The following is a 14,660-nucleotide window of genomic DNA, read 5'->3' as shown; positions in this document are numbered from 1 at the left end:
TATGAAACAAACTTTACTTAATGCCTCGGGTAATGTTCTTCGAACGAAAAAAACAATTTCATATCAATACCTGTTCCTACTACTTCTGGTATTTTTAGGAAGTAATTTCCAAAAAGCAACCGCACAGTGTATCGGACCTTACCAAGGTTTTGAGAGTGTGAATACTATTGCTGGTATGCAGGCAGCCGGATGGGTTTTTGCCGGAAGAAATGCGGCCAATACGGCTGATGATTTCTTTGTGGTGCAGACCGGAGCTGCTACGTGTAGGACCGGAAATAACGCGATACGCCATACCACGGCGACAAATAGTGTGAATGCTTCCGTAGCGTCACCGATTATCACGGCGCCGAGCACATTTTCTTTTTACATCAGAAAGTCGGGTACTACAACGGCTTACTCATTTGAGTTTTCGGATAATGGCGGAACCAACTGGTATGCCATTCCAAATGGAACTAATAATGTTACCGGGTTTTATAATACGATTTCCTTAACTGCAACTGTCCCGGCTTTACCTGCAGCTACTGGAGTCTCAGCAGCTTATTTGGTTACGGTTTCCGCTTCATTTCCAACAACAGCTGAAGGCTATCGTTTTAGAGTTGTGGATAACAGAGCAACAAGTACAGCTGGAAACATTCTTTTGGATGACTTTTCATGGACATCAGCTACATCGGCTTCAAATACTATAGTGGTTCCTGAATTAGGGGCAACAACTTCTTGTAATGCCATCACTGTTCCGGCGACGGGCAGTTTGACATTCTATGATCAGGGAGGTTCTTCAGATCGTTATAATGTTAGTCAAAATCAAACCTGGCAATTTGCTCCGGCGAATGCTACCGATAAAGTAAAAATCACCTTCCAGAATTCATTTGCTACCGATGCGAGTAGTAATATTACTGTTTACAATGGTAGTGGAACCGGTGGTACGGTTTTGTTGAATGCTTATACAAGCACAACCACTTTACCGGCTACTACAGTATATACTTCTACTGATGCTAATGGTTATATCACCATTCGGTTTGTCTCGGGTGCTACAACGCCACTTGCCGGTTTTGATATCAAAGTGGAATGTGTGGGTTGTGCGGCACCAAGTGGTTTAGCTTTTTCCGGGGGGAATGGTTTGTCACATGACACTGCTTATTTGACTTGGTCGGGTGCAGCAGCTAATTATGATATTTACCACAGTACTTCAAATACGGCTCCAACTTCGGGCACTACGCCAACAGCTACCAGCGGTACTACATCAGGAACCGTAACCGGTTTGTCAAGTTCGACACTTTATTATTTCTGGGTACGTTCTAATTGTGGTGCAGGCAGTACCAGTACCTGGCTTGGGCCAATCTCTTCAACAACTTTGTGTAGCCCGCAAAGTATTGTTTATTTAGAAAACTTTAATGGTTTAGTAGGTGGTGTTTTGCCTACCTGTACTGCTACCGATGGTGCGTTCCAATCGAATGCGACCAATGGTAATATATTCTCCAATGGAGTAGGAGACAGCTTCTTTAGTCAAGGGGTTACCTTAACTGCCGGTACTTTATACCGTATCAGTTATGACTATTCTACCAACTTAAACGGATATGCAAGTTTGGAGGTTTTGATTGGTCATCCTACCAATAACGTAGCAGCAACTGCTTCTAATATTTCACAATCGATTGCTTATAATGGTTTCTTTTCAGTAATTAACTCGAATATTGTTAACTATACACCATCAACAACAGGTACTTACTACTTGCGTTTCTTTGTGGATGACTTGGAGAACGGTTCGACACAATTGAACTTAGACAATATTAAAATAGAACTTGAAACTTGTTTGCCTCCAACTTATCCGGGAAGTCCGGTGAGTGGTGTAAATGATTTCGGGGCAACACTTTCGTGGAATGCACCGATAACCGGAACGCCATCTAATGGATATGCTTATTTTATTTCAACAAGCAATACGCCACCGGTATATACAGATTCAGGAACAGGTACATCGCCAACAAACGGTATTACTTTTTCTACTTTGTCTCCAAATACAACTTATTATGTTTGGGTTCGTGCTAATTGTGGTGGTCAAATCAGTATTTGGTCCACAACCTATGCTACTTTTACAACTACCAATATTACCACACCAACAACCATCAGAATATCTGATTTAACCACACCATATAATGTAACTTGTGGTGCCAATATCACTTTTACGGATAGTGGTGGTACTGCAGGAAATTATGTAAATAATGAAAGAACAGGTTTTCCTTCTTATGATCCATATTCCTATACTTTTATACCAACTACGCCTGGTGCTAAGTTGATGGTAATTTTCAACTCATTTGCCACAGAAAATAACTGGGATGGTTTAATGATTTACAGTGGAACTTCAGCAGCCGGTACTTTGATGCCTTCAGGAAGAGCCGCCGGATTTTTGCCACAGACTTGTCCGGCAGATGCCTGGTCAGGAACACAATCTCCGGGATCAATATTATCTACCGCAGCAGATGGTTCGTTAACTTTCCAATTCCGTTCAGACAGTTCTGTTATCAGTGCAGGTTGGACAGCATCCATTGTATGTATCTCTAACGTTCCTACTATTACCAGTTTTACACCAACAACCAACAACTGTGTAGCAGGGGTAAGTGTTGTTATTACAGGTACTAACTTTGTTGGGATAACCAACGTTACGATTGGAGGAGTTTCAGCTTCGTTTGTTGTAAACAGTTCTACACAAATTACAGCGACTTTACCGGTGAATGCTGTTACCGGAAAAATTAAAATTTTCACAGCACAGTTGTCTGTTACCAGTGCGGGTGATTTCACAGTGTTAGCACCACCGCCTACAACAACAGGTGTTACAATATGTACCGGAGGATCAGGAACCATTTCAAGTTCAACTTCATGTAACGGTTATTCAAATTCTGTTACTTCAATGCCGGGTAGCTGGGAAGTAGGAACAGATCCTGTGGCACCAAAACCTTTTGGTTCTGCCAATTCAACAACTTGTGGATTTACAGGTACAAACCATACTTATGATGCAATCTCATTCCAGGTAAGTGTTACCGGAACTTATGTTTTCCTAATGTCCAGTGGTACTGACTCTATGGGTTATATTACTACCGGAGCGTTTACGCCGGGAAGTTGTGCAACAGGTACGTTTGTTATCGGTGATGATGACTCGGGTCCTGGGGTAGAACCTCAAATGACCGTGCTTTTAACAGCAGGAGTTACTTATACAATATATTCTACTTTCTATTTTACCAGTACGTCAGGACCTTACACCTGGACTGTAACGCCACCATCAGGAGGAAGTGTATTGCTTTATGCAGCACAACAAATCCAATGGTATACGACTGCTTCAGGCGGTTCAGCATTACCGGTTACCGGAAGTCCTTTCAATCCGGTAGGAGTTGCCGGTTCAGGATTAGTTGATACCAATACTCCCGGAACTTGGACTTATTATGCTGCTTGTTCTTCAAATTCAACTTGTAGAACGGCTACGACTTTTGTTATTAGCGGTGCCGTTGCAGGGACAGCTTCGAGTGATCAAAATGTTTGTTCAGGTTTGGCAGCTAATTTGACTTTGACCGGATATACCGGTACGATAGTCAAGTGGCAATATGCTAATGATTTAGCTTTTACTGCAGGAGTAACAGATATAGCTGCGAGTGGGGCAACACCTTTAACTTCAGCGCAAATCGGAACTTTTACAGGTACTCGTTACTTCAGAGCAGTGGTGAATTTGGCAGGTTGTACAGATGTGTATTCAAATGTTATTACCATTACTTTCAACAAAGCTATTTGGAATGGTTCAGCCTGGTCAAACGGGACAGGACCAACCAATTTGATAGGTGCTGATTTCCAAGGGAACTTTACTTCTTCGGTTCATGCAAGTGCTACTTCAGGAAATTTATCTACCTGTAGTGTAACCGTTACCAGTGGTAATGTCTTATTTGATGTTGGAACTTTAACGGTTCAAAATGCTGTTGCAGTTGCAGGAGGAACTTTAACGTTCGGAAATAATGCGAGTTTGTATCAGGTTGTTGACGTTGCCAATGCACCGGGTGTTTATTCAGGAGGCAACACAGGAAATATCAGCTATAGCAGAACAACAACTCCTGTTCGTCAATTTGATTATACTTATTGGTCGACACCGGTTAACCCTCAGACTTTAGTGGATGTTTCTCCGAATACACCATTTGATCATTATTATTATTATGATGCGAGCATCAATAACTGGCAGTATATTGCTTCAAACAATTTAATGAGTGTTGGAAAAGGATACATTATCCGTGCACCATATAATTATGATATCGTTAATCCGGCTACTTATACAGCTACTTTTATTGGTACACCAAATAATGGAACCATCACTACGCCAATTGTGGGTGGAGCAGCACAAATGAACTTAATTGGTAATCCATATTCGAGTTCATTATCAGCCAGTGCTTTCATAACAGACCCAGCGAATACCAATGTAAACGGAACGCTTTATTTCTGGACACACAATACGCCATTAGATGGTTCATACCAGTATACAGGTAGTGATTACGCGATTTACAATTTAGTGGGAGGAACTACTGCAGCTACTAACCCGATGATTGGAGCTGGCGGAAGTAATCAAGTGCCATTAGGATATATTGCGTCTGGACAAGGATTCTTTATTAAAGGATTCTCAAACGGAACAGCAACATTCAAAAACAGTATGCGTGCAGCAGGAAATAACAGTCAGTTCTACAGATTGTCTCCTTATGCGAATACTAGTGCCAGTGCAGAGTTGTCTTTGGAAAAACACAGATATTGGTTAGATATTAGCAATACCGAAGGTGCTTTCAAACAAGCTCTAATTGGATACGTTGAAACAGCTACCAATGGAATTGATCGTCTTTTCGATGGTGACATGGTAGATGTTGGAAATGTAATTCAGCTTTATACAATGGTTGAGAATACCAAGTTGAGCATCCAGGGAAAACCATTGGCATTTGATGTAAATGAAACCATTCCGTTAGGATATAAATCAACGATTGATGGTACTTATACTGTTAAGCTTTCTGACTTTGACGGATTGTTTGTATCACAAGATATTTATTTAGAAGATAAACTATTAAACGTAATACACAATTTAAAAGTGTCACCGTATACTTTTGCTACTGTGAGTGGTACATTCGAAGAGCGTTTTGTATTGCGTTATACAACTGAAGCGTTGGGTACAAATAACCCGGTATTTAATGAAAATACGGTGGTGCTTTACCAAAATAATTCAGGATTACATATCAACTCGGGTACTGAGAATATGAAAAATGTAACCATTTTTGATGTCAGAGGCCGAGAAATTGCTTCCCAAAAGCAAATAGGAGACACTGTCACAGTGTTTGCAACATTACCTACTACACAACAAGTATTGCTTGTTAAAATTGAAGGAGAAAACGGTGGAATAGTAACCAAAAAAGTGGTTCGTTAACATCGAAGTTATAGATACCTAACTGTTTTATAATGAATGGTTAGGTATTTTATTTTCCTCACGTCTTTTATTCTTTTATTGGTCTTTTCTTTTTCTGTAAGAAAAAAGAAAGTCATCGTTTTGTTTGAGCGATGATTAGTCACCTTTAATCGAATAAGGATGCTATTGTTTCACATTTATTTAACAATTTATATACATTCACATTTCTTATTAACCCAATTTTATAATTATGATTAACAACTACACTAACTTGAGTTCACGTTCGCGAACCTGGCTCAAAAAACTGTCGCAGGAAGTGGTTGGGCTATCGCCTAATCCCACGCGAAGTTTTGTTCAAACAGGCATGATGTGTGTGCTGTTATTATCTTTTTTAGTTTCCTTTGGACACAATCCGTCCGTTGGGATAACTAATTCAGGTAAAGACAAAAAGGCAAGTGCAACAAGTGTTGTTACTCCGGTAACGACTTGTCCTAATGCAATTCCTTTAAGTGCTGCATCTTTACCCATAACTAACCAAGCGTTGGTTTGTGGAACAACAGATGATTTGAATGCTACAAATGTACCGACGGTTTGTGGTGCTGCGTCTAACTTTTATAAAGGAGGTTTTGAATCCCTTTATACTTTGACGCCAACAACTACCGGAGTACACATTATTTCGATTGCAGGTCAATCCTGGACCGGTATCTTTGTTTACCAAGGATGTCCCACTTCAGGAGGAACTTGTGTTGATGCAGTAAGTAGCAGTGCAACTTCTAAAAGTCTTAGTGTTACTTTGACTGCTGGGGTTGAGTATTTTATTTGGTTTGATACCTGGCCTTCACCGGCTAGTCCATGTCCGGGTACTTTTTCTATTTCACCACCGCCATTAGTATGTAATGGAACGCCTAATGCAGGTACTGCTACTATCTCTGGAACTTCAGGATGTGCAGGTGGTTCAGTTACTTTAAACAGTGCTGGTTTGACTTTTGGAACAGGTGTTTCATATATTTGGCAATCATCGCCGGATAATAGCACATGGACAGACATCGCTGGAGCTACTTCTAGTTCTTATAATTTAACCACTACTTTAGGAACAAAGTTCTATAGAATATTAACAACCTGTAGCACTGCTCCGGGGACTAGTAATTTCTCTAATTCAGTTTCTTACACAGGTACTCCTTGTGTAAGTACTAATATCCCGTTTAGTGGAAATAGCACAGTTGATTGTGGTACTAATACTTTATTGTTTGACCATGCAGGTCCTACAGGTGATTATGCTAACAATGCAAACGGTTATACAGTTTTAGATAACTCTGGAACAGGTGTAATCTCTATTACTGGTTCTTGGGGTTATCTAGAATCCAGTTTTGATTATGTTAGAATATATGCTGGTGTTGGTACCAGTGGAACTTTATTGTATACCTATAATGGTACTTCGGGTGGAACAATGACACCTTTCAGTAGTGCTCCTGGGCAACCTATCACTGTTCAGTTTACTTCTGACGTTAGTGCTACAGGTTCAGGTTTTTCTATTCAAGCCTTATATACAGGTACATGTGTTACTTGTACTACTCCTGTTGCGGGAACTGCTACTGCAGGAACACCGGTATATTGTAATTCTGGTTCAACTACTATTACAGCTACAGGATATAGTGATGGAACCGGTACAAGATACCAATGGGAATCATCTACCGATAATTTTGCTACGGCAGGAGTGCCTATCGGAACTGCTTCGCCGGGTTATTCCAATTTAAGTACAGGTACTATAACAGCAACTACTTCATACCGTTTAAAAGTATATTGTATTGCTGATCCTTTAACTGTTTCTTATTCATCAGTGGCCACTGTAACTGTTAACTTCCCTGGAACGATTAATGCGATTACAGGTGATTTTGCTATTTGTCCTGGTGAGTCAACAACACTCAGTGTTACGGCTTCTGAGCCAGCTACATTTGCATGGACTGCAACCGCTTATTCTGGTTCAGGAAGCTCAATTACTGTAAGTCCTACAGTTAATACTTTATATACAGCAACTGCTACATTTGCTAACAACTGTACAGCATCAACTACTGCTACAGTAACTTTAGCTCCTGCAGTAACCATGAGTAGTGTTACTTCTTCAGTTACAAGTGTTTGTGGTAATGGAACTGCTACGCTTACGGCTACTGCTGTAACAGGGGGTTCTTCTGTTTATTGTGATTCTACACACGGAAGTGGTTGTTCAGGAGATGATGTTACTAATGTAACTTTAGGTTCTATTAACAATGCAACTTCAGGTTGTGGAGGCGCTGCTCGCTATACTTATTTTAATCCAAGTACAGCTACAACGACTACTACTTTGTCGCCAGGTTCAAGTACTATCTCGGTTTCTTTCGGAACAGATCCTAACCAATATTTTGGTGCATGGATTGATTACAACAAAGATGGTTCATTTGATACTTCTGAATTTTTAGGAGCTTCTACTAATGCTGGTTCAGGTGGAACGGCTACAGTTACTTTTACCGTACCGGCTTTAGCTTTTAATGGCGTTACACGTTTACGTCTTGTTGCCGGAAACGACTCTCCAGTAGCTAATAACCAAGCTTGTGGAGCTTCTTCAAGCGGATGGGGTGAAACTCAGGATTATAATGTGACTATCACAGGAGGTGTTGATGCTTTGACTTATTCATGGACTGAAAGCCCTGCAGGAAGTACATTAACAAGTGCTTCGGCTAACCCAACTACCGCTACAGGTATTACAGTTAGTAAAACATATACAGCTACTGCTACTACAGGTTATGGTTGTACAGCTAGCGGAAGTGTATCTATAGCTGTTGCTCCACTACCTACATTTAGTGTAAATCCAATTACAATTTGTGCTGGTACTAGTGGTACTTTGACTGCTATTTCAGGTGGAAGTAATTCATACAGCTGGACGCCAGTTGGTGGCGGTGCTACTTTAACTGGTGCTTCAGTAAATGTAAGCCCGATGGTTACCACTACTTATAATGTAATGGCAACAAGTAATGATACTACACCATCTTGTTCTAGTACATCTCAAGTTACAGTAACGGTAAATCAACCGGGATCAATTGTTTCAGGAACTACTACCAGAACTGTTTCTCCGGGTCAACCAACTACTTTTGAAGTGGTAACTACAGGAATTGTAACTTACCAATGGCAAGTAAATGATAACGTTAACGGATGGCAGAATATTTTAGCTGCTAATCCTGATTATACAGGTGAAACCTCAAGTATTTTGAATGTTGATAATATTACTTTAGGTTTTGATACGTATCAATATAGATGTTTGGTAACAGGTTTAGCACCTTGTGCTACTTTGGCACCAATTGAAGCAGTGTTAAATGTAACCAGTACAGGTTTCTCTACTCAACCTGCAAGTGTTAGCTTATGTGGTGCTTCAAGTACTTCATTTACTATTGTAACAACAGGTGATGAGCCTTATAACGTTCAATGGCAAATCAGTACTGATGGTGGCTTAAACTTCACAGATATTGTTGACGGTTTTGACGGAGTTACAGGTTTAACGTTCGCTGGTGCTAATGATTTTAGCCCTAAAACATTGACTGTTTCAGGTATCAATCCAACTCATAACAACTATCAATTCAAATGTCAATTGGACTTCTTCTTAGACAGTTCAGTGGCTACACTTAATGCTTATACTCCAGTTGCTATAGTAACTAACGTATCTGCTACACCAGTTAATGTTTGTAAAGTAACCACTGTTACACCATTATCTATTGCAACTTCAGGTTCAGTAGCAAGTGTACAATGGAAATATGCTACTTCAGCAGCCGGACCTTGGAATACTTTGGCCGCGGGTACACCTGCAGGAGCCTCTTATTCAGGAGCAAATACTAATAATTTATCTGTAACTACTACTTCAGCAACGCCTGTTGGGTCTTATTTTTATAAAGCATTTGTAACAGGTGCTGGTTCAGGACCAGGTAAATGTGCGGATTTAGAATCTAACGCTGCTACTATTTCAGTGGGTAACCCAACTATTACAGTTTCTTCGTCTGCTGCATCTTACTGTACTCCAAGTGGTGGAGCAGTAATTTTAACCGCAGGTGGAAGTAATATTAACAGTTATTCATGGTCAACGTCTGAAACGGGAACATCAATTAGTGTAACGCCTTCAGTGAGCACTGTTTATACAGTTACCGGTACAGATTCAAATGGTTGTACTAATACTGCTCAAACAACAGTTGGAGTTGGTGCTTCTTTCACAGCTACAGCAACGGCTGCTCCGGCTACAGTATGTCCGGGAGCTCCAGTTGCTTTAAGCTCAACAGCTGCTTTAGTTAATTTGGTTCCAACGCCAATGGCTGTTGGAGGTTATACCTTTGTGAATACCACAGCTCCGTATGCTTCGATAGTTGGTGGTGTGGGAACAACTGCGGTTACTTTATCATCAATGGATGATGCTATTTCAGCTACTCAAACGTTACCATTTACATTTAACTATGGAAATGCTAACTTTACAACATTTAAAATCAATGCGAATGGTTGGATTCAATTGGGGGCAGCTTCAACTTCAACAACCAATTATAGTGCATTAAGCGGATCTGATAATAATATTATTGCTGCTTTCAATAGAGATTTAAATGGAAATAATACTACTTCAACTACCTATTATGTGCAAACATCAGGAGCAGTGGGTAGTAGAATTACCAAAATCGAATGGACTAATATTAAGAGTTTCTCTTCAACTGTTAATCCTGAAACCGGAAACTTCCAAATTTGGTTATATGAAGGAACTAATGCTGTTGAGATTCGTTATGGATCATTTACTACAGCTTCGGCAAGAACTTCATCTGGAACAGTTCAGGTTGGTTTAAGAGGTGCGAGTACAGCAGCTGCTAACGTAAGATCATTAAGTAATACAGGTTCATGGTCTACACCAACTGTAGGTACAAGCAGTTCTTCAACGGTTGCCTTAGGTACTTTTGCAGCTCCACTTTTACCGGATAGCGGAAGAGTATATCGTTTCAGTCCTCTAGGAAACGGAACGGCAACTTATACTTATGCTTGGTCATCAACTCCTTCAGGATTTACTGGATCAGGAGCCTCTACAACGGCTAACCCTGCTGTAAATACAACATATGGAGTTACTGTTACTTCAAGCCAAGGTTGTACAGCTACTAATTCAGCGGCTGTTACTGTTGATTCTGCAGCACCTGTTATTACTTCAGGACCAGTAGCTTCTCAACAATTGTGTCAAGGAGCAACAGCTACCTTTACAGTTGCAGCTTCTAGTGCTACTCCATTGACATACCAATGGTTTAAAGATGGCTCTCCATTATCAAACGGTTCGGGAGTTTCAGGAGCAACAACGGCTACTTTAACTATCACAGGAACAACACCTGCAAATTCAGGAAGTTATACTGTAAATGTGACTAATTGTACTACGGTAACAAGCTCTGCTTCGGTATTGACTGTTTTCCCAACACCAACAGCAGTTGCGCCAGCAGCTCAAGCCTATTGTTTTGATGCTGTTGTACCGGTTACACCTTTAGTAGGAACGCCAAGTGGTGTTACTTATGATATAAGCGGTGGTGCTGCATTAGGTTTAGCAAATCAAACAGGAGTTACTCAAATTCCTTCATTTGCTCCAACAGCAAGTGGTACAGCTACTATTACCATTACGCCAAAAGCCAATGGTTGTACAGGAACATCGGTTACTTATAGTTTAACTATTAATGCTTTACCTGCTCCTGTATTAAGTGCTCCGGCAGTTTGTGAGGGCAGTACTTTAAATCTTAACGTAACAATTCCTCCACAAGCCGGTTATAATTTAAACACTAACAGTGGTGTAGCCTTTATTGATATTAATGCTACAGGAACTTCTGTTGGAACTTTGGCTGATGATAGTGAGCACAATATCACTTTCCCTGCCTTTATTTTCAATGGTGTGTCTTATACCACAGCAAGAATTGGTAATAATGGACTGATTGTGTTTGGTTCTACTACGGGAGAAGTTTCGTTCTCTAATGTAGCATTACCTAGTACTGCCAGTTCAGCAGGAAATACTTTCCTTGCACCATTCTGGGATGATTTAGATATCCAAACAGGAGCTACTTGTAAAACGCAAACTGTTGGTAATTTATACATTATTCAGTTTACTACTATGGCTCATGATGCCTTTACAACAGGTTCTATCACATTCCAAGTTCAATTGAATTTGACTACAGGTGTAATCAATTTTGTTTACCCTGATGTTATCTTTGGTAGTGCAACATATGATGCTGGTGCTAACGCAACTATTGGTATTCAATACAATAGCACTTCAGCACTTCAGTATTCATCAAATACTGCCAGTTTAGTAAATGGTCAGAGTTTAACATTCACACCATTAGCCTATTCTTATGCTTGGACTGGACCTAGTAGCTTTACATCAACTGTTCAAAACCCAAGTATAGCTAATGCTACACCTGCGAACAGTGGAACATATTCAGTAGAAGTTACCAATGGTAAAGGATGTAAAAAAACAGTATCAGTAAATGCTACAGTTAACCCTACACCTACAGCAGTAGCTCCTGCAAACCAATTGTACTACAATGGTTTGGCAACAGCAGCTATTCCGTTAACTGGAACACCTTCAGGTGTAACATTTGATATCAGTGGTGGTGCAGCTATTGGATTGGCAAATGCTACTGGAATAACAACTATTCCTTCGTTTATTCCTACTACTGGTTCAGCTACGGTAACTATTACGCCAAAAGCTAACAACTGTACAGGAGCATCTGTATCTTATAACATCGTTGTAAGTGCGGTAAACACAAATCCTATTGCGAATCAGTCTTACTGTGAAGGTGCAACAACAAGCGCTATTCCATTGACTGCTTCTCCTGCTTCTCTTTTAACTGATGTTGGAGTTACATTCAACATTACTGGAGGTGCCAGTGTAGGTTTAGCTGATGTTACAGGTGTAAGTGCAATACCATCGTTTGTACCAACTCCTGGTTCGGCTACTATTTTTGTTTATCCGGTATATGGAGGTGTAATTGGAGGTTTTGCAACAGCGACAATCACTGTTAATCCACTTCCGACTGCTACTATCAGTGGTTCAACTGCGGTATGTCAAAATGATACGGCGCCTTTAGTAACCTTTACAGGAGCTACCGGAACTGCACCATATACATTTACCTATAGATTTAATGGAGGAGGTTATCAAACTATCGTTTCTTCAGGTAATACAGCTACTATAGCTCAACCTACAGGAACGGCAGGTACATTTACTTATACTTTGGTTAGTGTTCAGGATTCAAGTTCAACAACTTGTTCTAATGCACAATCAGGAACGGTAACTATCATTGTTCACCCAACACCAACAGTTAATGCTGTGGCAAACCAAAATTATTACAGTGGTTTCCCAACTGCAGCTATTCCGTTGACTGGAACTCCATCAGGAGTAACGTTCAACATCAGTGGTGGTGCAGCTTCTGGATTGGCTGATGTAAATGGCGTAACTGCTATTCCGTCTTTCATCCCTACAGCGACTCCTTCAACGGTGACGATTACACCTTACGCGAATGGATGTTATGGTGCTCCTAGAACTTACCAAATAGCATTCAATCCAGTTGTGGTTAATATTACTTCAAATGTTTGTGGTAGTATCAATAACGGATTGAACAATCAGATCAACTGTTCTCAGGCAAGTGTTTTTGGTTACACTGTAACAGGTTACCAATTTGAAATCACGAATACTGATACAGGTGTAGTTTCTATTGTTCAAAGTAGTCAACACCACTTCAAATTGACAGATGCTGATAACTATGCTTATGGTACGACATTTACCATTAGAGTTGCAGCTATCCTGAATGGTAATGTTCAAGGTTATTACGGTAGTACTTGTTCGTTAACAACTGCATCGGTTGCTACTACTAAAGTAGTAACAGCGCAGTGTGGAGCAACATTGTTATTCGTTAACTCTACTATTAATGCTAATACGGTATCATCAACTAATTTATACCGTTTCAGAGTGTCTTTAGCCAGTGCGCCTACAACATATTACTATATTGAGCGTACAGTGCCTAACTTTAAGTTAACTGACGTAGTAGGTTTACCAATATTATTCAATACTGAATACAGAGTAGATGTACAAATCCGTGTTAAATTAGCTGGATTTGAAGCTTGGTCACAATACGGACAACGTTGTTCAGTATTCACACCGGCTGCACCGGAGACTTCTCTTGTTGCATCTCAATGTGAGGATTATTTAGTACCATCAAACACTTCTCCAATCAATGCAATTGCATTCCCTGGAGCTACAGCTTATCGTTTCAGATTAACTTCTTATGATGAGTTTGGTGATATTAACTACCAACAAACAGTAACTAATGCTACTGCAAGCTTCACCTTAAGCCAGTTCTCAGGATTAACTCCGGGAGCAACTTATACTGTGGCCGTTGCCTTGGAATTGTTTGGTACATTTACTGATTATGCTAAAGATTGTAGCATCATCACGCCGGCAGCATCTAAACAAGTTACTGCTGAGCCATTTAAAGCGACTGCTTATCCTAACCCATTTGCAGCTAACTTTATGATTGATGTTAAAACAACAAGTACATCAGTAATCGCTATCAAAGTTTATGACATGGTAGGTAGATTAGTTGAACAAAAATCTGTTACTGTTGCTGATTTGGGAACTTCTCCAATAGGTAACAATTACCCATCAGGAGTTTATAATGTAGTTGTAACTCAAGATGAAACAGTTCAAACTGTTCGCGTTGTTAAACGATAAATAACAAATAATTAATAATGAAAAACCCATCAAGTAATTGATGGGTTTTTTTATGCTTAAAAAATTTAAATTATTTTGATTAACCGTTTTGAAGAATGCTATGCTTCGTCTTCTGTATCAAATTCAAAGTCTTCCAGGTCTCTTCTGTCTTTCTTGGTAGGTCTTCCGGTGCCTGTTTTTCGGTAATGTTCTTTGGATAGTTTTAGTAATTCTAAATGGGCAAAAGTTTCAGGAGGTGTTTCGTCTTTTCGGTAAACATCAACCAGTTTGGCGCCAACTCTATTGGCAGGAATATCTAAAACCGTGATGATATAAGTGATCTGATCTTTTCTGAAAGTGATTTTGTCGGTTGGGAAAACCTCTCGGGAAGCCTTGGCTACTTGTCCGTTGACCGTAATTTGATTTTTACGGCAAGCCTCGGTAACCATGTTTCTGGTTTTGTAATAGCGAACACACCATAAATATTTATCAACTCTCATTTTTTTTCCAAAATCAACGTTAAATAGT

At 40.0% G+C, this 14,660-nt stretch carries 3 protein-coding genes; 2 read left to right on the top strand and 1 reads right to left on the bottom strand.

Translation table 11 applies throughout. From position 1 onward, the window contains the following. Position 1 precedes the first annotated feature (1 nt). Both P1K33_RS12855 and P1K33_RS12850 read left to right on the top strand, forming a co-directional pair. The gene (locus P1K33_RS12855; RefSeq protein ID WP_284653394.1) at positions 2–5,428 is read left to right on the top strand and encodes a RemA C-terminal-like gliding motility protein; all 5,427 of its coding nucleotides are present in this window, start codon (positions 2–4) and stop codon (positions 5,426–5,428) included. 229 nt (positions 5,429–5,657) lie between these two features. Then, the gene (locus P1K33_RS12850; RefSeq protein ID WP_284653393.1) at positions 5,658–14,153 is read left to right on the top strand and encodes an NIDO-like domain-containing protein; all 8,496 of its coding nucleotides are present in this window, start codon (positions 5,658–5,660) and stop codon (positions 14,151–14,153) included. Positions 14,154–14,251: 98 nt separating this feature from the next. On the opposite strand, the gene P1K33_RS12845 is transcribed toward P1K33_RS12850, so the two are convergent. After that, positions 14,252–14,632, bottom strand: a complete 381-nt coding sequence (locus tag P1K33_RS12845) for an RNA-binding S4 domain-containing protein (RefSeq protein WP_284653392.1) — start codon at positions 14,630–14,632, stop codon at positions 14,252–14,254. Positions 14,633–14,660 lie beyond the last annotated feature (28 nt).

The sequence above is a fragment of the Flavobacterium terrisoli genome (assembly GCF_030167905.1).
GTDB lineage: Bacteria > Bacteroidota > Bacteroidia > Flavobacteriales > Flavobacteriaceae > Flavobacterium > Flavobacterium terrisoli.
This window is presented reverse-complemented; position numbering and strand designations above follow the sequence as displayed.

Coding starts and splice junctions, on each gene's coding strand:
- P1K33_RS12855 (WP_284653394.1), top strand. CDS start 2: ATGAAACAAACTTTACTTAATGCCTCGGGTAATGTTCTTCGAACGAAA.
- P1K33_RS12850 (WP_284653393.1), top strand. CDS start 5,658: ATGATTAACAACTACACTAACTTGAGTTCACGTTCGCGAACCTGGCTC.
- P1K33_RS12845 (WP_284653392.1), bottom strand. CDS start 14,632: ATGAGAGTTGATAAATATTTATGGTGTGTTCGCTATTACAAAACCAGA.